The 19839-nt window shown below is 52.0% G+C and carries 15 protein-coding genes, 1 tRNA gene and 1 pseudogene; 5 read left to right on the top strand and 12 right to left on the bottom strand.

Annotation, left to right across the window (positions count from 1 at the left end; translation table 11 throughout):
- Window positions 1-35 precede the first annotated feature (35 nt).
- From Pr1d_RS12945 to Pr1d_RS12935, 3 genes are all read left to right on the top strand, one after another.
- On the top strand, window positions 36-1856 hold the full coding sequence (locus Pr1d_RS12945; protein WP_148073924.1) for a hypothetical protein: 1821 nt from the start codon (window positions 36-38) through the stop codon (window positions 1854-1856).
- Window positions 1857-1902: 46 nt separating this feature from the next.
- On the top strand, window positions 1903-2868 hold the full coding sequence (locus tag Pr1d_RS12940; protein ID WP_148073923.1) for a DUF1559 family PulG-like putative transporter: 966 nt from the start codon (window positions 1903-1905) through the stop codon (window positions 2866-2868).
- A gap of 78 nt (window positions 2869-2946) precedes the next feature.
- Window positions 2947-3384 carry a carboxypeptidase-like regulatory domain-containing protein gene (locus Pr1d_RS12935; RefSeq protein WP_148073922.1) on the top strand — a complete coding sequence of 146 codons (438 nt, stop codon included), beginning with the start codon at window positions 2947-2949 and terminating at the stop codon, window positions 3382-3384.
- A gap of 146 nt (window positions 3385-3530) precedes the next feature.
- Here Pr1d_RS12935 and Pr1d_RS12930 read toward each other — a convergent pair whose 3' ends face one another.
- The 4 genes from Pr1d_RS12930 to Pr1d_RS12915 form a co-directional block, all read right to left on the bottom strand.
- Window positions 3531-5615: a rhamnogalacturonan lyase gene (locus Pr1d_RS12930; protein ID WP_148073921.1), complete on the bottom strand. Its 2085-nt coding sequence runs from the start codon at window positions 5613-5615 to the stop codon at window positions 3531-3533.
- Window positions 5616-5792: 177 nt separating this feature from the next.
- A complete protein-coding gene (locus Pr1d_RS12925; RefSeq protein WP_148073920.1) occupies window positions 5793-6938 on the bottom strand; it encodes a LamG domain-containing protein in 1146 nt (381 codons plus the stop codon).
- Between the two features lie 303 nt (window positions 6939-7241).
- Window positions 7242-8279, bottom strand: a complete 1038-nt coding sequence (locus Pr1d_RS12920) for a substrate-binding domain-containing protein (RefSeq protein WP_148073919.1) — start codon at window positions 8277-8279, stop codon at window positions 7242-7244.
- A gap of 438 nt (window positions 8280-8717) precedes the next feature.
- A tRNA-Met gene (locus Pr1d_RS12915) sits at window positions 8718-8791 on the bottom strand.
- 410 nt (window positions 8792-9201) lie between these two features.
- On the opposite strand from Pr1d_RS12915, the gene Pr1d_RS12910 reads away from it, so the two are divergent.
- Window positions 9202-10737 carry a prenyltransferase/squalene oxidase repeat-containing protein gene (locus Pr1d_RS12910; protein WP_148073918.1) on the top strand — a complete coding sequence of 512 codons (1536 nt, stop codon included), beginning with the start codon at window positions 9202-9204 and terminating at the stop codon, window positions 10735-10737.
- Between the two features lie 353 nt (window positions 10738-11090).
- Here Pr1d_RS12910 and Pr1d_RS12905 read toward each other — a convergent pair whose 3' ends face one another.
- A complete protein-coding gene (locus tag Pr1d_RS12905) occupies window positions 11091-12074 on the bottom strand; it encodes an aldolase catalytic domain-containing protein (RefSeq protein ID WP_148073917.1) in 984 nt (327 codons plus the stop codon).
- Between the two features lie 645 nt (window positions 12075-12719).
- On the opposite strand from Pr1d_RS12905, the pseudogene Pr1d_RS26680 reads away from it, so the two are divergent.
- Window positions 12720-12959: pseudogene (locus tag Pr1d_RS26680) on the top strand (response regulator transcription factor); the annotation flags it as partial.
- Between the two features lie 74 nt (window positions 12960-13033).
- Here the strand turns inward: Pr1d_RS26680 and Pr1d_RS12895 are convergent.
- The 7 genes from Pr1d_RS12895 to Pr1d_RS12870 form a co-directional block, all read right to left on the bottom strand.
- Entirely contained in the window at window positions 13034-13267 is a 234-nt protein-coding gene (locus tag Pr1d_RS12895) for a type II toxin-antitoxin system HicA family toxin (RefSeq protein ID WP_148073915.1), read from the bottom strand.
- On the bottom strand, window positions 13260-13583 hold the full coding sequence (locus tag Pr1d_RS12890; RefSeq protein ID WP_148073914.1) for a type II toxin-antitoxin system HicB family antitoxin: 324 nt from the start codon (window positions 13581-13583) through the stop codon (window positions 13260-13262). The genes Pr1d_RS12895 and Pr1d_RS12890 overlap by 8 nt, the downstream gene beginning before the upstream one ends.
- Window positions 13584-13599: 16 nt before the next feature.
- Window positions 13600-14046 (bottom strand): hypothetical protein, encoded by a 447-nt coding sequence (locus Pr1d_RS12885; RefSeq protein ID WP_148073913.1) that lies wholly within the window; start codon window positions 14044-14046, stop codon window positions 13600-13602.
- 638 nt (window positions 14047-14684) lie between these two features.
- A complete protein-coding gene (locus Pr1d_RS12880) occupies window positions 14685-16220 on the bottom strand; it encodes a copper oxidase (RefSeq protein ID WP_210417971.1) in 1536 nt (511 codons plus the stop codon).
- A gap of 42 nt (window positions 16221-16262) precedes the next feature.
- Entirely contained in the window at window positions 16263-17417 is a 1155-nt protein-coding gene (locus tag Pr1d_RS12875) for a TolC family protein (protein WP_261343829.1), read from the bottom strand.
- 12 nt (window positions 17418-17429) lie between these two features.
- The gene (locus Pr1d_RS26270) at window positions 17430-17696 is read right to left on the bottom strand and encodes a hypothetical protein (RefSeq protein WP_238476698.1); all 267 of its coding nucleotides are present in this window, start codon (window positions 17694-17696) and stop codon (window positions 17430-17432) included.
- Window positions 17697-18720: 1024 nt separating this feature from the next.
- Window positions 18721-19833: a DUF6268 family outer membrane beta-barrel protein gene (locus Pr1d_RS12870; protein WP_148073912.1), complete on the bottom strand. Its 1113-nt coding sequence runs from the start codon at window positions 19831-19833 to the stop codon at window positions 18721-18723.
- Window positions 19834-19839 lie beyond the last annotated feature (6 nt).

Raw genomic sequence — 19839 nt, 5'->3', positions numbered from 1 at the left:
TGGCGATTTTAAAACCTACTGAAGGATAACTCACCATGAAACGATCTTGCTTATTAGAATTAGGAATAATATTGATCTGTCTGACGGCCAGTTCGTCTGTCGTCTTCGGTCAAATAGATAATTCCTTCCAACCAACTGGGACTGCTACCTGGAATCTGAATGGCAACTGGTCCGATGGAACGTTAATGAATATTCCTTCTTCTCAGTTTGATGAGCGGGCAGTCATTAACTCTGGTGGCACCGCATTCGTTGACGTGCCCGTCCTTGAGCCAGGTGCGATTTTGTTGGGGTCATCCGCAATTGGAAGTGGTCACTTGGAAGTCCGCAGTGGAGGTGATTTGAAGGTAAACGTCAACAGTCCTTCCGCTCTGCAAAACGGGGGAATCATTGTAGGTGGCACGGGAACGGGCTCAGTGACAGTGCTGCCTGGTGGATCTCTTGAAGCCGCTGGCCCTTTGACGACCGGAACTAATTCCGCGAACTTGGTTACGGTTGGTTCAGCCTCGGCAGGGACTGCTATCATGACCGTGGGATCTGCTTCCTTTAGCTCCAATTTTCACACTTTCTCCAATGCTAATTTTTCGTCTAATGACTTTATCACTTTCAACGGTTCCAATAGCTATACAACTGAGATTAGCGGATCCAATTCGGCGACCCTCAACGCCACGAATGCTGCCAACCTGGGTGGCTCGCTTCATGTAAATTTCGCAGGCGCGCCAACAATTAATTCAAGCTGGCCACTGCTAGAAGCATCGGCAGTGAATGGCAATTTCAGCTCACTATCGACCAACGCGTCCCTCACATCAGGCCAAAACCTATTCGTATCCACTACCAGCCTGGGTGGTGGTCGCGAGCGTCTCGATTTGAATCTGAAAGAAGTGTTAGTACTACAGATTGATCGAAATACTGGGACCGGCACAATTACTCAACCGGGGGGGTCGTCGATCAATCTTGATGGGTATTCAATTCTTTCCTCACAAGGCTCGCTGGTTAGCGGCACATGGAATAGTCTTGCCACTAGTGGTGGACTAGGTGGAGGTTGGACAGAATCCAACCCAAGTGCTACGAATCTTTCAGAACTCAAAGCGGCCGGATCTGGCTCTCTCGGCTCCGGTAGCAGTGTTTCCTTGGGTTCAATCTATAATCCGTTTGCAGGAACCTTTGGGCCGCCTGCGGGAGATATTTCCTTTGAGTACACGACTCCTGGTGGTGAGATTGTTCCTGGGCTGGTAGAGATCACTGGAACCTTCGTAAATAATCTGATCCTTCACGTCGATCCAAATACAGGCAAAGGGAGAATTCGCAACTTGTCTAGCACTGCAGTTGATATTGATGGGTACGTGGTAAATTCGGCATCGTCTTCACTCACTTCCGGCAGTTGGGATAGTCTCGACGATCAAAACAGTGCTGGAGGCGAATGGCTTGAGCTATTGAATGTCACCAATGGTCAGATCGGCGAGGTTGATCCCTTGAATGCAACTAGGCTTGGTCCTGGTGGAACGGCTACTCTTGAGTTAGGCAACCTATTCAATACCGCTGGTTCGAAGGACCTGGTGTTTCAGTTTCTTCAGGAAGGGGCCGTTGTGGCTTCTCAAGGCACGGTTGTCTATGAGCCGATCGTCGACCTGACTGGCGACTTTAATGTCGACGGACGTGTGGATAGTGGTGATTTCTTGACTTGGCAAAGAGGCAATTCGCCCAATCCACTGACTGCTGGAGATCTCAATACTTGGCGAGCCAACTATGGCAATACGGGATCGATATCGGCGATTAGCAGCGTTCCTGAGCCCTCTAGCATATTAATCACGATGTTTCTCGCTTCGGCGACGATGCTTTCATTGGGTCGTTTTCGGTAATGGCGGACCGAGAAACGCAAAGACAAAGATTATAGGAGTGACGAACATGAAGCGCCCCATGAAGGGTCGTACACTGGGTTTCACCTTGGTAGAACTGCTGGTGGTCATTGCCATCATTGGTGTACTGGTAGCCCTGCTCTTGCCCGCGATACAAGCAGCACGTGAGGCCGCCCGAAGGACTCAATGCCTAAACAACTGCCGACAGATCGGTATTGCGGTCCACGGCTACCACGACACTCGGAAGGAGTTGCCGCCAAGCCGGATCATCGATGGTTGGATGACTTGGGCAGCGGTGATTCTTCCTCATATTGAACAGACGAATCTTGGTCAATTTCTCAACATTCAAGATAAGTTTGTTAATCAATCGGAGACTTTTTTGACCACTCCGGTAGAAACATTCATTTGTCCCAGCCGCTATCACGATAGCATCAACGCCGACGGTTCGGGTACGGGACTACCTAATGCGTCGTATCGAGGAATACGTGGTGATTTCGCCTGCGTTTCGAGTACCTGGTTTGCAGTAGGTGGCAATGCAAACCTTGGCAATGCCCAGGAGTACTTCGACGGTGCGATTATTCCACCTAAACTCATCGAGATCCCTGGAGCTCCATCCAATTTAACCGACTACAAGTCGCTGACGAGTTTTCGTACGATCACTGACGGGCTTTCTAACACATTCATCATCAGCGAAAACTCTTTCTGGATGTCAAAACGCTACTCGATCTACGACGGTGGTGACAATCCAGGAATCATTCTTGGAACGAGCGATCTGATTGCTAATAGCTTGCCCCGTGGTCTACCAATCTCCAACAAGCAAGGGGGCAGGATTTCCCAGAATGAGATGTTCGAAGGGAATATCGGTGCTTGGGCAGGGTCTGCCCATCCCGGAATCATGAATGTCATACTCGGCGATGCAAGCGGTAGATCGGTCAATAAAGATATTGACTTGGCAGTTATCGAGCAGCTTGTTACTCGAGCGGGTGGAGAAGTTGTAGGTTTGGACGAACTTTAGAAGCTCATGCCTTCATTGGTAAGTCTGCAAGGGAGCAGACCTTTATATTTGCCTGTATGAGAAAAGGATTTGCCAGTTATGCCAGCCCGGCCATTTGACAAATTACTGGGGCAGCAATTTGTCAAAGTCACGCTACTCCTACTCTGTGTTGGCTGTGGCGGTGGGAATGATACAACCGTTCCTGTTTCCGGAACCATCACACTTCAGAATGGCGAACCGCTGCCGTCGGCTACCATCATGTTTCGAGGGACAGACGGAAAGACTTTTACAGGCGGTGCTGATGGCAGTGGTGCCTACGTAGCGCGTGCCAGTGAGGATTCGAGAGGCATTGCACCTGGCGAATACATTGTTGTTGTGCAAGAATCGATCGGCGACGATCTCGATAAACCCTCGCGTCCTAAAATCCACCCAAGGTATGGGCAAGTGCGCACATCCGACCTGAAAACCACGGTCAGCGCAGAGCAGCCCACTTATGACTTCACGCTCGATCCACCTGGTAATACTCATCGCAAGTGATTTACAAAACGGTCGATTCCTTAGATTGCTAGCCGATTTCGCAGGATTGTAGAACGGCGGCAAAACTGTCAAATGGTCCATCTCCAATGGCCACCTTGTGATGACGATTCGGACTTGGCGACAATGTGATGCTCGTTGACAGTGACTCATTTTATTATGGCAGTTTTCAACTCGATGGCTTCTCCCTTGCCGACTAAGTTCAAGTGGGGGCGTGTTGGAGTTTTCATCCCGTCTCCCAAGTAGTAACTGGGATAACACGGTTTATTGTAGACAACGTTTTGCCACGCGAGTCCCAATCGATATTGAGGATCGTGTAACAGAGTGGGCAATCGTAAATCGGTAGGAATAGTCGTCGTGTAGAGTCGTAGCGACTTGCCGTCAGGCGACGCCAGGAGTATCTCCTCTCGCCAATCACCAATTAGGTCCCCCATGATGCTGGGGCCTCGGCTAAACGAAACGCCATCAAGCTCTACCAGCGGATCCATTTCTTCCGTATTCCAATTCCACTTAGAAATCCGTGTCGGCTGGGGGCCGAAGCGGCGCCGTAAAAGTTCGCGATTCTGCTGTTGGTCTGGGAGTTCTGTTTCCCGAAAACGCGATCGCGCCTGCGTATCTTGTTCATCGCGATCCTCGCGAGGTCCGCGAAGTTGTTCGATATTGGGGCGAGGCTCAGCATTTCCTCGCGCCTCTCGAGCGGCACTTCCGCGTTGGGGTGTCCGACTTCGCTCAGGTCGGCCTGGGGACAGGAGTTCGCGGAGCGGGTCGCCATCCCACCAGACCGACCATCCTGTCTCCCGAGGTGCAGGGCCAATGGACTCTCCTTCGGAGTTTCTCAGACCTCCCGGGCCTCCCCATGCTTCGTAGCCGAGATATCGTGGATCGATGTCCGCTGCCATTCCGCTCCCAACATCGATCACTGGACTGTGGCTCCAAAGTATTTCTCCGGTCCGAGCGTCTCGCATAGCCGCACCAGGAGTTTGGAATAATTCCGCGTCGTTCTCGTTTTCTTGTATGGTAAACACCTCCATCCCATCACGGTTTGGATACATGTCGGTGATGTACATAGCGTCTCCATGCCGAAGACCTGTCGAATACAGACCTTTCCCGTTGTCATCAATCACCATGGCCTGGTAGATGATTTCGTCTTTGCCATCATCGTCAACGTCAGCCACCGAAAGGGAATGACCTCCCATTCCTGAAAAGGGTGAGGCATTCGCATACGGAGGATAGCTCATCCCCGAATCAAACACCCACCGGACCGAAAGTTCACCGTCTCGCCAGTCCCAAGCAGCCATCACAATCCGTCCGTAGACTCCACGGCACATAACGACACTCGGGCGGCGACCGTCTAGATAGGCAACGCAGGCTAGGAAGCGATCACAGCGATTACCGTAATTATCGTTGCCGGCGTTGCCTCCAATTCCGCCCCAGCCGTTAATAGGAAGACGACTCGGAATGTAGTCGACTGTTTGGAGAGCCTTGCCAGTAAGTCCGTCGAACACAGTCAGGTATTCTGGACCATCGAGAATCCTTCCGTGCCTTTGAGAACCTTCATCCAAGGTTCGCCAGTCCTTCTCAGCATCACCGATAACTTTGCCCTGACCATCGACCGTACCATCAGCTGTCTTACAGACAAGTTCTGCCCGTCCGTCGCCGTCAAGATCGTACACCATAAACTGAGTGTAATGCTCTCCCTCGCGAACATTCTTGCCAAGATCGATCCGCCATAAGTGGGTGCCGTCGAACTTGTAGCCGTCGAGGATTGGTGTACCGGTCACACCTGCTGAGCCGTTGTCGCGCCCGCGCGAAGTCTGGTGCAGTACGATGTCCAACTGGCCATCGCCGTCCAAATCGGCAACAGACGCGTCACCAGGACGATAGTCGTCTATGGGTTGGATGGGAAACTCTAGATAGCTCTGTTCCCACACGTTAGCCGCCACCGTCGAGTTCAATTCTTGACTATCGACAACCGGCACCACGGTATACGATAGCCCTCCGTCCCTAGGAGCATCTCGATCGACGAGATTCGTCGCGCCACTAATTGGTTCGTCGTTCAACCTTATGCGTTCACTGTCGCCGACCTGACGATAGACATTGAACTCGATTCCTTCAGGATCTGTTCCCAACAGTCGCCAACCAACATACACGCCATCTGTCTGACGAACTGCTACGGTACCACGAGTGAGATTCTCCATTTGGCGTTGCGCAAACGCAACAGAAGTAGTTTGCATACACAGGATTGTGAATATCAGGTATCTAATATGCATTGAAACACTCGCATGAGAGGAGAGAGAAATCTTTACGAACTATCCGCTATCGAGGCACCGGAATATGACTCCATGGTAGTCCATCCATTGCCCATCCTAAAGGAGAAGATGCGCTAATGCTATTGAGATTGTCAAAAGTCTCTATCGACCAACTGCGATTGGTATTAGCATAGCGAGAAAGGCCAGACAGATTCCTGATGGTTCAGGAGCGGCCAGAGAGTCTTGGACGTTTGTTGCCGAAGCTTGTGGCTCGATTCCGATGCCATACTGTTCTTGCCATGAGGACAGTAAATGTGGGCTACTACGTTGTATTTGAAGAAAATCGGCGCCATCGACGTCATGGTCTCCGTCCAAGTCGCCCGGCAGTCCACTGACTAATTGATATTGCGCCAATACGAGGTCTGGCGTTAGCCACTGGTTGAAGGCCATCAACTCGTCGATGAGACCATTGAATGGATTTCGTTCCTGGGAGTTGTCAGGGAAGCTCCCGCCAATCTTGATTCCTCCCGCAGATTCGTTCGAGGTATAGTCTATTCCTTCGGTTAGATCCCAGTTCCCAACACTCAGGTTTTCGGTCTCGATGGGCAGTCCATTCTTATAGAGTGCCACTTCGCCCCGATCGAAGTCAAATGTTGCCGTCAGATGGCACCATTCACCGGGTATCATGATTTGATCCCAACGCTCTACCGATCGAATGGAACCTGAGCCTGGTTGAGAGTCCAGCCGTCGTCCCAGGCCTGTGATTCGATCGTTAATCACTTCTAGCAATGCACGGACGGCGTGCCCATCGGTATTTCCTAAGTTTTCGTCGCCACGCAACAGACCGAACAGCCCGAAAGCGTTGTACCTATCCTCACCTGCGGGCGTATTCGTGTTGAGACTGGGATTATCGAAATGATTGCCTAAGGGTTTGAACCAACCCATCAAAGAAATGCCGGTAACATGTTTAGTGCCAATCAAAGTGGATTCTGCAGAGGATAAAAACTGAATGCCCGCCTTCCAATCATCATTGCTTAAAGTATCACTATTCTGGCCCGTTTGAAGAGAGTAAGTGCTTCCGCTCCAGGCAGCATCGGCTATACGCGGTGCCCCGTTGAGGAGGGCAATATTGGTCTGGTCAGTACCCAAGTCGATCTCGATCAGCGAATCGAAATTGCCTCCAAGAGGGCGGTCAAACGAATAATAGTTGGCCAAAGAAGATTGAAGGCTCGGGAGGACTGCTGCTTGAAGCACGCCTGATATGAAAACCACACAGTTGCAGATTCCAAATAACAGGTATGCCTTCATGCTCTAAACTACTTCTACGTCAAAAATTGTCCGAATGATTTCTAGCCGCTCAAGACAATATATCCTGGATGCACGTGACTTTGAGGAGCAGCTCCATTTAATCCAGTTTATCAGGCAAACATAGGAAGCGATAGAATCGTAAACGCTTCAAGCACTCTTGCTGCTGATACTGAATTGTACCAGGCAAATTGGTAGCCCGCCAGAAAACGCCGTTCGGCCCTTGCCTCCGGTCGACGGCAGTGGTCCACATCTCTGGATGCAAACCACCATGGAAGTACCATAGGAGCAGTGGATACCCGCAGTCTATGATGGCTTGGCAGGTATCGGTTTTTCCTGTGTCCGCTTCTGCCAGTCTGCCCGAAAGCTTGCAACGTCTTCCGCTCGCACCACTTTGATTTTGATGTTCATCGAGCTCTCGAGGCCAGGCGGTGGGAGCATCTCCTTCGGACGGTTGCAGTACGATGTCAGCAGCCGAATAGCTTCGTAACCGTATTGATACGGATCTTGCGCGATCGTAGCAAAGATGTGCCCTTGCTCGACACCGGTGAGCGTTTCCTCAGGCGTATCGAATGTTATTAGCTTTATGTCGCCGAGTTTGTTCTCTTCTTTGAGGACCGACAACAGGATGGGCCCGTGACGAGAATTCAGCCCGACTATGCAAGCTAAATCGTCATGCTCTTTGAGCACTTGCCGAATTTGATTTGCGCAACGCTCGCTATCACCTTCGTCGATCAAGAAGTCGACAATCTCGTAGGTGTCGTTGGAAGTTGCCTCATCATCGTCTCCACCGATAAGATTCTGCGCAAAGCCGGATTTTCGATCCTTCATATTACTTTTTGACAGATTGGCAAGTAGCACGGCAACCATGCCACCTTCTGGCACCGCCTCCTTGGTCAACTCAGCGCATTTAGTACCCGCTGCGAAGTTACTCGCTCCCACGTAACCCAGCCGCGCTGACAGTGGGGCGTCGGAGTCAATCGTTACCACAAAGAGATGATCGGCTAGACGATTGATGGAGCGGGTTTGCGCCTCGGCATCGAGCGGGCTGACCGCGACGCCATCGTATTGGTTCCCTAGTAAATCGGTGATGATTTTCGATTGCGCTTCCAAGTCTTCGTCGTGATCGGGCATGCGAACGTCAACTTCAGCGTCGAGATCGCGAGCCGCAGACTGCACCCCGGATGCAATGGCCTGCCAGTAAGGACCCGAACCACCAGTGATCACCGCGAACTTCGGTTGCACCGTGGTTTTAGGCCGATCGTACACAGTGGTGCGATACAGCATGACTCCAACGGATGCTGCCACAAGAATTGCCAACAGGGCGATACGTTCGATTTTCATAGCTGCCAAGAGCCCTCATGCTAGGGGAGCGAATGCCCCCTGAAAAGTGATGAGAAGAATATGCTCTGCTTGACGGAATGCCTGGCAAGACAGACTAGACCATTCAAGGTCTCAGTGTAGCAGGTGCATTTACCCAGGACCAGATCTTACGATCTGTATCCAGTTGGCAACCTGGGCTTTGAGATATCGCTAGGCCAGCCACTTTTCATCTCACTCGGCTCCTAACTAACCAACTAGATTAAGCGAGAAACTCTCTCGAATATCCTTGGATAGTTGGCGGCAATACTTGGAGATCGCTGAAGTTTTAGATAACGACATAATGAGACTTCGCATTCAACTGCCAGAAGTAGCAACTTGCCATTATTCGTTGAAAAAAAGCCGCACTACCGACGTCAACAGGTCACCACAAAAGGTTGTTCAGCAAAGACCTATCAAAAGTGGCGGGGGCCGGATTCGAACCGACGACCTCGAGGTTATGAGCCTCGCGAGCTACCTGGCTGCTCCACCCCGCGTCATTTGAATTGGTAATCCTACCACCGAGGGTGGCTGGTCGGCAAGTGGCAATTTAAAGCGAGTAGACCACTTCTCATACCCAATCCTCGATATTTGTTATCCCCTGTTCTTCGGACCGCCAGACTGGGGGACTTGAGGGTGATCGGTCAAATCCGGTTACACACGCTTCCTGCTTAGTTCCCCCAATCCGCAGGATAGGTAGCTGTTAGCAGTTCACGAGGGAGAGCCTAACGAATCTGCCGGGGCTGAGTGTCGACAGGCTCCGATGTTACTCTTATTCAAAACTACGAGCCAAAAGGGAAGGTTTTTGGGCTGGAGACGTTGTAATCCATAGGCTTGTGACAAAGCTGGTTTCCTTGCCGCTATTCGTGGGCAAGATTAGACTTAAAGGTGAACGGAGATATTCTTTATGCCTACATCGGAGCCTCGCCCGACTTTCGGCGACGACCTTCCCGAGGTCGTTGTGGCTCCGGTTGCGCCCCCTTCAGTTCCCATTAAGCCGACCAGCACGCCCTCTTCCAAAGCAAGACGGACTGAACCAGATCCGCTGCCACCGTTGTGGTCCCCAACCCAATTTTTCACCGAGTCCCCTCCCTGGTTGTTCAGTGCTGCGCTGCACATGCTGATCGTAATCATTCTGGGGCTGATCTTTATTGCACCACAGACGCGTGATGATCTCGTACTCTTGTTTGACTATTATGAATCCGAGGATCCGCTTTCTGCGGGAGGAGATTTTGATATCCCCTTGGACTCGCCCGACCAGCAACTTGAAGACGCACTGGTTCCTGAACCAGTTCCGCAGATCGCTGATCCCGTGGCACTCTCTCCCACGGCGACCGAATCACCCCTGTTGGCTCGTGCGATGCCGTTGACCTCTGATCCGATTCAACTGGCCCTCTCGGGTCGTGAACAAGGGATGCAGCAAGCCTTGCTGGATGCCTATGGAGGAACCGCGGCGACTCAGCGTGCTGTGTTGGAAGCCTTGCGATGGCTAGCGCGCAATCGGAGCAAGAACGGTATGTGGAGTCTTCTCGGTCCCTACGAGGATGGTGGCAGGAATGAAAATGCCGAGGCCGCAACGGCGATGGCGCTCATCGCCTTTCAAGGAGCCGGATATACGCCCCTAGGTGACAAACACGAGCCGTTCACCGATATTGTTTCACGGGCTTGGACAGGTCTGCTGAGCAAGCAGGACGCCGATGGCAATTTCTTCCAATCGGGCCAGGGGACTTCGCAGCTCTACACTCAGGCGCTTTGCACGATTGCAATCTGCGAACTGTACGGTATGACTGGCGATGAGCGGTATCACGATCCGGCCCAGCGAGCAATTGATTATTGTGTGAGTGTGCAGGCACCGGAGGGAGGTTGGAAGTATTTTCCTGGCACGGGGAGCGACCTCTCGGTAACTGGCTGGTTCGTGATGGCGCTGCAAAGCGCACGCATGGCAAAGCTCAGCGTCCCCTCCCCTTGCTTAACGAATGTAGAAGAATTCCTCGATTCGGTGAGTCACGAATATGGCAGTCGATACAGTTATCAAACAGATAGTGGCCCTTCCCTGAGCATGTCTGCCGAGGGATTGTTATGCCGCCAGTATCTCGGCTGGGGACACAAGGACGAACGCCTGGTTCGCGGGACAAACCATCTGCTGGACAATCTGCCCGAATGGACGCGAGATCGCGACGTGTACTACTGGTACTATGCCACCCAAGTTTGCCACCACATGGAAGGCCGGCACTGGCGGACTTGGAATGACAAGATGAAAGTCGTGATTCCTCAGCACCAGGTGCAGGAAGGCCGCGAGCGTGGAAGTTGGGATCCGCAAGGCTTTCGTTGGAACACCGAAGGGGGGCGACTTTTCATCACCTGCCTCTCAACCTACATGCTTGAGGTCTATTATCGGCACTTGCCGATCTATCAATTGGAGTTGATTGGCGGCGGGCTGTAGGACATCAAGCTATTTGAGGGTATCAAGAAATTCGTTTTCTGTCATTTCGAGGTACTCCGAGAAATCTGGCCAGATCCCTCGGAGTACCTCGGGATGACAATTCGCTTCGCCTCTGGCAGTATTGAGTGCAATTGCCGGACACCCTCAGCTACTTGGAATAAAGAAGCCGAAGGCGTTCTCACCCTCCCGCTTGCGGGAGGGTCGCGAGCTATCGAGCGGGGAGGGATCGCGGCTCTAGAGAAACATGGCTCAAGCTAGATTCCTGTTTTCCCCTCCCCGGCCGCTACGGCGTCCGACCCTCCCGCAAGCGGGAGAGTAATTGTAAAGAGCGAATGACAATCGCGGACGGTGATCTAGTTATCCAGAACAATGTCGTCATAGAAGGCGACATAGTCGTCCGGCGTATCCCCTTCGCGGAATTCCATCGCATCGCGGGGATGAAGATTCATCTGGCCCGTGATGTTGTAGGGAATGCTGGGGCCCCAGTCGATTTCTTTTTTGAGCGGCAGGATCTGCTCCTGGATAAGCTTGATCACAGGGCGAAGCTTGAACTTGGGATTTCTCAAGAAACCCAGTAGCAGCTCCATCGGGCAATTGCCAGCACCCCGGCCCAGGCCAAACATCGTGGCGTCGACGCGGTTAGACCCAAGAATGATCGCCTCGACCGTGTTGGCGAAGGCAAGTTGCTGATTATTGTGCGCGTGAATGCCAATCTCCTTGTCGGAACCTTCAAGCGCGGTTGCATACTTTTTGTAAAGCCGGTCGATCTGTTCGCGGTACAAGTGGCCAAAGCTGTCGACGATTACCATTACCTGGGCGGGTGTATCTTTGATTGCGGACAGCACCGTGTCGATTTCAGCATCATCAATGTTTGAGACCGCCATCAGGTTGGCAGTCGTATCGTAACCAAGCTCGGCACAATGCTCAATCATCTGCACCGCTTCCGAGACTTGATGGGCATAGAAAGCCACTCGAATCATGTCGAGCAAACTCTCATTGCGCGGGACGATCTGCTCACGGTAATCACTCTTGCCCGCATCGGCCATCGCACAAAGCTTCAGACCGGTTTTATCCAGATCGTGTCCAGCGAAGACACGGTTGATGTCCTCCTCGTCGCAATGGCGCCAAGGGCCGAATTCGCTTTTGGGAAATGGCTTGGGGGAGTTCTTGTAGCCGACTTCCATGGCATCGATGCCGGCCTCAAGACACGTATCGTACACCGCCCGCACGGTTTCGTCGCTGAACTGATGCTTATTAATGAGTCCGCCATCGCGGATGGTGCAGTCGAGAACCTTGAGCTCGGGGCGGTAAGTAATCCAGGGGGCAGCTTCAGACATGCAATCTCCAGCAGACTCAGTTTGGGTATTAGAAGGGAAAACTAAACTCTCAAGTATAGTTCACCCCAGCAGGCTTTGCGACTGGGAGAAAAAGCCCTTTTTCCGACACTCAAAGTGGCCGCCACCCGGTCATCGCTAGATCAGTGAGAGGATCTGTACAACGGCGAAGAAAGCACTGAATTGGCTAGATTTGCCAATTGAGGAGAGCGTAGACTTCGAGCGACTTCACGCCACTACGAAGGGCGATTCCCTAGAAAATCTCCTTTAACCAACCGTTCTTTGTCACCTGTCTTTGTGACTATCCAGGGTTGGTCGCATTTGGAGCAATAGAACTCAAAGGACCCCAGCTTTGTCGGCGACTGCTCCGCAAGAATCGAGCCACAATAAGAACAGTAATACCGATTAGCAAGATTCGATTGTGGTTCCTCTCGGAGTGCAAGTATTGAATCGGTTATCGTGCTTTCCGGCGATTCAGTACTCAACCAAGAGCGATCAATTCCATTTGCCATCGATACCTGTTCCGTTTAGAGTGTGACTCAAAGTAGGAAATCTAGACACAGCCTAGATTCCGTTATCGGGTCTCATTTCAGAACCACATGAAGCAAAACCAGACGAACGCCTATGACTCCATAACTAACTCCCCGCCAGGTCGAAGTGTTACGATTAATCAGCTTGGGCTGCCATGCATCAGAGATCGCATCAATTCTTGGACTATCTGTATCAACGGTAGAAAACCACAAAGCCGCTGCAATGAGAGTGCTCGGCACTGATAAGTCTGTCTTGCTTGTGCGGCTGGCCCTCAAACATGGCATTTCGACTCTCGACGACAAGTTGACAGCTTCTGAAAAACGGAAGAGCGGGCGCAGGAACGATGGGTGGAATTGAGAAGCTTTTATGCAATCACTTCCGCCTCTTGAACGAAGCCCCCGGCAGCAAGAATCCAGAGATTCTGGATAAAATCATTTTAAGAATTCAACAAATTGCTCAACGGTCAGGCCTGAATCCTTAATCAACTTTCTAAGGGTTCCCGGCTTAAGGATCTTTTTACCATGCACGGGCACTGATAGCAGATACCGATGCCCGGCTTTCTTCATGATATGGTGGCTCGATTTAGAAATTCTAACTAGAACGAACTCCGCCTTTTCAAAAGCAGATACGGCTTCGCGCCCCGTTATCGCAGGCAGGTCAGACATTTACCAGAATCCGGCGTTCAGTTGCGCCAGCTGGACGATCAACTTCCTCCGTAGGATCTGTCCACGGGATATCCATGCCGGATTCTATGTAGCTCTGCAATGTCGCTTGGAAGGCATCGATGATATTCTCCACAGCTTCGTCGACCGTATCGCCTTCACTAACCACACCGGGTAGCCGGATCGCATGAGCAGTGAATCCCCCGTCTTCCGGGGTTATCATCATGTGGCAAACGTAAGAACGATCTCCAAAATAGTGCCAAGACGCCCGAACATCTTGCAAGATGCATCCAATGCCTTCTAGGACGGATTCACTCATTGCAACTCTCTCGCTTTCAATCTTTCAGTTCTTTGACTGTAATTCTATGTGTCCCCAATGGCTCGCCGTGCCATATCAGCTCAAGTGCGTAGGTTCCAGGACCAGGAACAGGCAGCATCGGTAAAGGCAAAACGATCTCAACTGATTCAAGAGGGTCAGGACAATTGACCTCTAGGTCAGTCTGAAATAATGCTTTGTCGTCGGCTAAGTTCACATAGCGCAAGACGAATTGCTGCTTCCCTTTGACGTCGGTCAAAGCGATGTAGCAAAAAGGTGATCCTGCTGCCATCCCGCCAGGGGGGATCTTAATTGAAACTTGCCCCTTGTTGTCGTCTGGCTGGACGACAGACTGAGGTTGTCTGTACTGCAAATTTCGGAAAACACCTGCAACGACTTTCTTGTTGGTAGTTGCATCCACGTAGACATGATCAGCTACCAAGAGTGCTTGCAGGATTGGCTTCACAAAAGTTCCCTAGTGTTTGCGACTGAAAAGAAAGGCGAGAATCACTCCATCATACAATACCAGCCCCATTACTATTAACGATATCGTCTGATTAGCGGAATTCAATTCTGGGAAATTGGCCGAACACTGCCATTAGTCGCGCAAAGGCATTTGCAGTAAGGACTTAGGTGAATTCCTCAATAATCCCGCTTGTAGACATTACCGGATAACCTCCCCAGTTACCAACGGCATCCTCAATTCCTCGGCCTCCACCGCCCAGACAGAAGACGATACTGGCGGTTCGTGGGTAGTGGAGAGGATGTTTCGAATCCAACCTCGCGATCCTTGCTTCTGACTCCACTCCTCTGGCTCAGCCTTGCGCCTCTCTTCTTACTCGAAAATTCAACCCCACCCGGACGATCATCGAATCGCCGCGATCGATATTGGGCTACACGATCGAGAATACTATCTTCCCTCCCAACCTCTCTTCGAGGCGCGTACGTTAGCCGCGATGCGCAGCGCCAGCGGAGCAGAGCGCGTCCCCCGCGAGAAGTCGTCCATCCCTGGCACTAACTGGCATGAAAATCTTTGTGGAAATCAGTCGGTCGATTTGTAGCAGTCATGCTCGCGGCACGAACTCTCCCAGCTGAACGAGACTATCAAGACATATCATGCATCATCATTGGTGCCGACTTATAGTCGGAGGGATTGCCAAACCGCCGCACAATCTCTGCAAAGACTGCTCCTTTTTCGACTGGCTGATCGCTTTCCATGACAATTTGATAAAGATCGTCTGGAAGCACACGAAGCACCGTCATCAGACCCATCACCGACATAGGCCACATTGCACGCATTCCCTGCACTTCTCGGCGATTCCAAATTCTCTTCATGAAATCGGGTTTCATCTCCATCCCCTTCATTTCTTGGGGATATCCGGGGGTCTTAAAGCCGGGGTCCGGGTTCAGAAGTTTTACGCCAGGCGACTGGTCAAGGTTTGCCAGATAGGCATCGACGCTCTGGTCGGGTCGGACGCGCGGACCGACTTGGCGGGTCATATGGTTCATCATGTGATGCACCATGTGGCAATGAAACATCCAGTCACCTGGGTTGTTGGCTATGAACTCAAAATCAGTTGCCTGAGCGATACCGACCAACTCCGTATTTCGCGGCACCCAAGCACTATGAGGGATCCGCGCACCCTCATGGCCGGTGATCCAGAACGTATGGCCATGAATATGAATTGGATGATGCTGCATAGGTGAGAAATTCATGATGCGAATTCGGACGCGCTCACCATGCTTAACTACTAAAGGAGTGGTGTATGGGCCACTGCGTCCATTGATCGTTTGCCAATTCCAATCCATTCGCCATGAGTCAGCAATCGACTGAGACGGCTCGATAAAGAAGTTCTGGAAAATCAACCCAAGGTCGCGGTCCACCGGCGGATCGAATACCTTTTGGGGGTGAACAATCATGAACCCGACGCTGCCAAAGGCCTCCTGCATGGGAATGTGCGAGTGATAGAAGAACGTGCCTTCCTCATGGATGTCAAACTCGTAAACAAAGCTCTTGCCTGGCTTGATAAGGTTCTGTGTGAGTTCGCTCGCACCGTCATATTGAATGGGTAACTCAAAGCCATGCCAGTGCGCAGAAGTGTCCTCTGGCAATTCATTCGTGACAACAATACGAATTCGGTCCCCTTGATTCACTTCAATGGTTGGACCGGGCATCGAACCGTTGTAGCCATACACATTTAGTTTGTACCCTGGTAAGACTTCTCGTTCGACTGCCATTGGCACCAGGTGAAATTCCTTGACGCCACCGACCATTTTCCAAGGCAATTTCTCTAGGTCCGGTGTCACGAAAGGAGCAGGTCCGGCGCCGACATCCCGAAAGCCCGGCACCAGTTTGCCTAAATAAAACTCTGAGTTCGGGTCATTCCCCCGCGAGGGCTTGAAGCGTGAGAATCCATCATAATCATCTCGATACCCAGCGGGCCTTCCCGACTTGGGGTTTCCCAGAGGCGCTGGAAGTTTGTCGCCATGCTGCATATCAGTCATTTTATTCGCATGAACTTGTGCGGCAGCATTAGTTCCCACGAGCCCTCCGTAGAGGGCTCCCCCGGCAGCCAGGGCAGAAGTTTTCAGGAACCGCCGCCGTTCACTGCTATTCGGTTTGGACTCGTGTTGACTCATGGTGGTTCTCACTTGTATCGAAAGTGCAGAGATTTTTTAGGCTTAGCGAGGCTTTGGTACTGAATCGATGTGACCAGGCGGCGTAATGTCGGGAGCGGCCATCAATCCATCGTGTAATAAGTAGCCATAAATCAGTACCTCTTGCGTACGGGCATGAAGTAAATTATCTACTTGAGTAAGCCGGGCGTCAAAATAATCATGTTGTGCCATCAAAACGTCTGGCCAATCGACTCGCCTTTCCTTGTAACTCTCTAGCAATTCACGGTATGCCGCCTTCAATTCTGGTAGGATCACTTCTGCATACTCCTGAGCATGCTGCATCCCCGTGAGATATTGCTGATAGATCATTGCCAAGCGATTTCGCAATTCAAGTTCTACCCGCTCAATCTCTTGGCGCTGACGCGCATAGTCTGCTTGAGCCTGACGGACAGTGCCTTGATTGCGGTCGAAGAGGGGCACATCAAAGGCAACACCTGCCACGGCGGTCGTTTCCTCTGCCTCAAAGTTATAGCCCGCACCGCCGCGAACTACGATGTCAGGAACCCATTGAACATTTTCTCTTGCAACCGTAGCCTGATCTACTGCGAGTTTAGCACGTGCCGCAGCTAGCTGGGGACTTTCAGCCAGGAGTCGTCCGTAAGCTTCTTCAAATGACATTACGGGACACGTGCTTTCGAGTGCCCCTTCGACCATACCCATGCATAACGGCACGCCTACGAGAGTGCTCAATGTCCGGAAGGCTTGGTTGTAGGCATTCTCAGCTGCTAAAACATCGAGTCGCGCACGTTGTAAGACCACGTTGGCTCGCCGGACCTGGGGTCGATTCGATTGACCCACATTGTACGATTCTTGAGCAGTGACGGCCGAGTCTTCGGCGGTTTTAACCATTTCGCGACGGATCGAGAGGATATCACTTGCCGCTAGTGTCTTGTAGAAATGAATGCGAACGTCATTGCATACGCGAAACTGTTGCGCCATCGCGAGATTTTCCGAAACGCGCGCTCGGCGAAGGTACTTCTCTCGGCTTAGTCGCAGCTTGCCGCCGGTGACAAATCTTTGCTCAACCACGCCACCTTGAAACTCACCAGGAGTGCTTGTTCCACTGGGGCCATCTACGCCGATTTGTTCAGCTTCATACGAAAGAACAGGATTGGGATAGAGACCTGCTTGGAGCGCTTTACCAAGCTCAGCAGAAATATGTGCCCTCGCCTAGCGGAGTGTCGGATTATGCTTCGCTGCCATGACAAGAAGTTCTTCTAGACTATAGGCTGCCACTGGTTCCTGGGATGGGTAGGCCTCGGAGGAGGCAATTTCACTAGGCGTAGGAGGAATGCGAGGTGGAGCCGTGTAATGCATACCAGTGGACGAAGGCACCGGGGCAGGTGGTGGGGCTATCAGCTCTTGCAAAATTGCATCTTGCACATACGCCAACAGGAGACTCAGACCCAGATATGTGAAAACTGTGAGTTGGCGCATGGAAAAACCCGGAACTAAACAAAGCTGTTTTAGAAAGCTCTTTCTCTGTGGGATCGACACTTCGATTAACGGCACTCCATCCAGTTATGACACTTGGGCAATCTAGCGCACGTATAGCGATAACCTGTAACGGTCTGGAAAGCTACGGAGCGCCTATAAGAGCCCTGCTAGCTTTGACATTCCTGCCGACTCTCCACACGTAATTGGCTCACTCAGCGAGCGGCAAATCAACTACCACCCAATATGCCGCCTCATTGTGGAGGTAAGGTGGGTTACAGGGTCACCCATCTACGCAGCAGGCCATTACCGACAAAGAAGGCTGTCTCCGTCATCGCTGTACTTGCCCTCCGAAATAGTTTGCCGCGAAGCCTCTGCCTAGCATCACGAATCTCAGACTTCGCTGCATGTTCCCGCTCGCTAAGCGGGCCTTCATAGATGGCCCAAAAATCCGTGTCGAAATCTGTTCACGAATCGCGATAATGGAGCTTGCCGCATATCAGGCGAGATCTTTGAAAATTGAACCGTTTACCGCTTATCCGAACAGTGGCCCGAGCTAGAGATCCGTATGTCGGTATTGGCTTTCGTTTCCAAGATGGACTGAGGATTTTTGACGGTGTCGCAATGAGTTTTTGGTTCAAAAACAATTTCAGAATCTTTATGAAACCCGGAGAAAACTGCAAATTGCGAATTAATTATTTTTTGAAAAACGCGTTCTCGAAAAAATGGGCCAGGCAAAACTTCCGCCGCGGTGCCCAAATCGGACGAGACGAGCCGGACGCGCATGTTTCCAAATCAGGCGAGCCGGCTGCGTGAGCTTCCGGCACTCTGCTCGTACCAGGCGGAGCCTCGCTGGCAGCGCGTCCCCACGCGGAGCGCGGGGACGAGGTCGGAAGACAGAGCATGGGGACGAGTTCGGCAGGCAGAGCGTGCGAACGAGAAATATGCCTAAACAGCTCAGCTTGTTCGCGGCCTACCTACACTCGGAACTCGCGCCTCGAAACTCGCAGCTTTTCATCCACCACCATCAGAACTGCAATCCCAATCGAGCGAACATGGAATCATCGAGCGAGACGTCAGGCGAAGGGCTGGAGAATTCTAATTCTCTGCCGAAGACATAGCCAAGCTCGGCGGTGGCACTCATCCCACTCGGAAGTTTGTGCTGGTAGCCCAACACGACTCGGAAGTCTCTATAGGACAAGAGGTCTTGCATTCCTGTGGCGGGGCGAACGATCGACCAGACCCCTCCGCCAAATTCTCCTCCCACGAAGACCCAGCGCTCGTCACCAGTTTGTCTATCGCTGCCTGGGAGTAACCACCAAAAGCGTGGCCGCGGTAGAATAAGCTCATAAGAAACGTCAGGATACGGCTCGTAGATCACACCGGCAACTGGCAGAAAGGTCGCCCCGGCGCGATTGAGATAGGCCACTCCGCCAACCCACTTTGCCTGCGGGCTAGATTCATAAACGGCCAGCCCACGTCCTGAGACACGAAAGGCATCGGCGTCGTCCGATTCGTAGTCACTGTAGTGGCCGAGTGTGACGGCGGCATCCATGGCCCAGGGGCCATCGCCAAACTTGCGTAGATGGCGGAACTCAATAGATGCATCGAAGAGTTTGTCGGGCAAATCGAAGTTGGCTGCGCCATCGAGGTAATGCACACCATAGCGGGGAGTGATGATCAACGGTGTATCTCGTCGCAAAAAGGGGAATCCTAACACGACCGCAGCTTCCAGGTCCCCCCATCCGAGACTATCGGAATCCAACTGCGGCAAATACGTTCCTGTCAGAAGCAACTTCTGGAAAACACCATCACGAGTTCCCGGCGGGAGTGAGGGCTGGTCGGATTCGATCAGATCAAGATCGGACGCGATGGCTGTGGTTTCGGAGGCGAGATTCGCAACACGCAGCTGCTCATCTTTCATGAGCATTGCATCTAGTTCGAGTGGTTCGGCGATCTCGACCCAATGATCGTGCAATACTTCAGGTTGATGAGGAATTGGCTCCGCAAGCATGGTGCCTCCCCATGCTCGTTGCGTTTGGCCAAACGTCTTAGAATCGACCGTGGCTCCCCAGAGCAAGGAGTTAGCCACCATGCCAAACAGAACACAGATAGCAGGCTGAACGGAGGTTGGCGCCATGCGATG

The organism is Bythopirellula goksoeyrii (genome assembly GCF_008065115.1).
In the GTDB taxonomy this organism is placed as follows: domain Bacteria; phylum Planctomycetota; class Planctomycetia; order Pirellulales; family Lacipirellulaceae; genus Bythopirellula; species Bythopirellula goksoeyrii.
Note: the sequence above shows the minus strand (reverse complement) of the source record. Positions and strands in the feature narration are given on the sequence as shown.

Coding starts and splice junctions, on each gene's coding strand:
- Pr1d_RS12945 (WP_148073924.1), top strand. CDS start 36: ATGAAACGATCTTGCTTATTAGAATTAGGAATAATATTGATCTGTCTG.
- Pr1d_RS12940 (WP_148073923.1), top strand. CDS start 1,903: ATGAAGCGCCCCATGAAGGGTCGTACACTGGGTTTCACCTTGGTAGAA.
- Pr1d_RS12935 (WP_148073922.1), top strand. CDS start 2,947: ATGCCAGCCCGGCCATTTGACAAATTACTGGGGCAGCAATTTGTCAAA.
- Pr1d_RS12930 (WP_148073921.1), bottom strand. CDS start 5,615: ATGCAAACTACTTCTGTTGCGTTTGCGCAACGCCAAATGGAGAATCTC.
- Pr1d_RS12925 (WP_148073920.1), bottom strand. CDS start 6,938: ATGAAGGCATACCTGTTATTTGGAATCTGCAACTGTGTGGTTTTCATA.
- Pr1d_RS12920 (WP_148073919.1), bottom strand. CDS start 8,279: ATGAAAATCGAACGTATCGCCCTGTTGGCAATTCTTGTGGCAGCATCC.
- Pr1d_RS12910 (WP_148073918.1), top strand. CDS start 9,202: ATGCCTACATCGGAGCCTCGCCCGACTTTCGGCGACGACCTTCCCGAG.
- Pr1d_RS12905 (WP_148073917.1), bottom strand. CDS start 12,074: ATGTCTGAAGCTGCCCCCTGGATTACTTACCGCCCCGAGCTCAAGGTT.
- Pr1d_RS12895 (WP_148073915.1), bottom strand. CDS start 13,267: ATGTCTGACCTGCCTGCGATAACGGGGCGCGAAGCCGTATCTGCTTTT.
- Pr1d_RS12890 (WP_148073914.1), bottom strand. CDS start 13,583: ATGAGTGAATCCGTCCTAGAAGGCATTGGATGCATCTTGCAAGATGTT.
- Pr1d_RS12880 (WP_210417971.1), bottom strand. CDS start 16,220: ATGAGTCAACACGAGTCCAAACCGAATAGCAGTGAACGGCGGCGGTTC.
- Pr1d_RS26270 (WP_238476698.1), bottom strand. CDS start 17,696: ATGCGCCAACTCACAGTTTTCACATATCTGGGTCTGAGTCTCCTGTTG.
- Pr1d_RS12870 (WP_148073912.1), bottom strand. CDS start 19,833: ATGGCGCCAACCTCCGTTCAGCCTGCTATCTGTGTTCTGTTTGGCATG.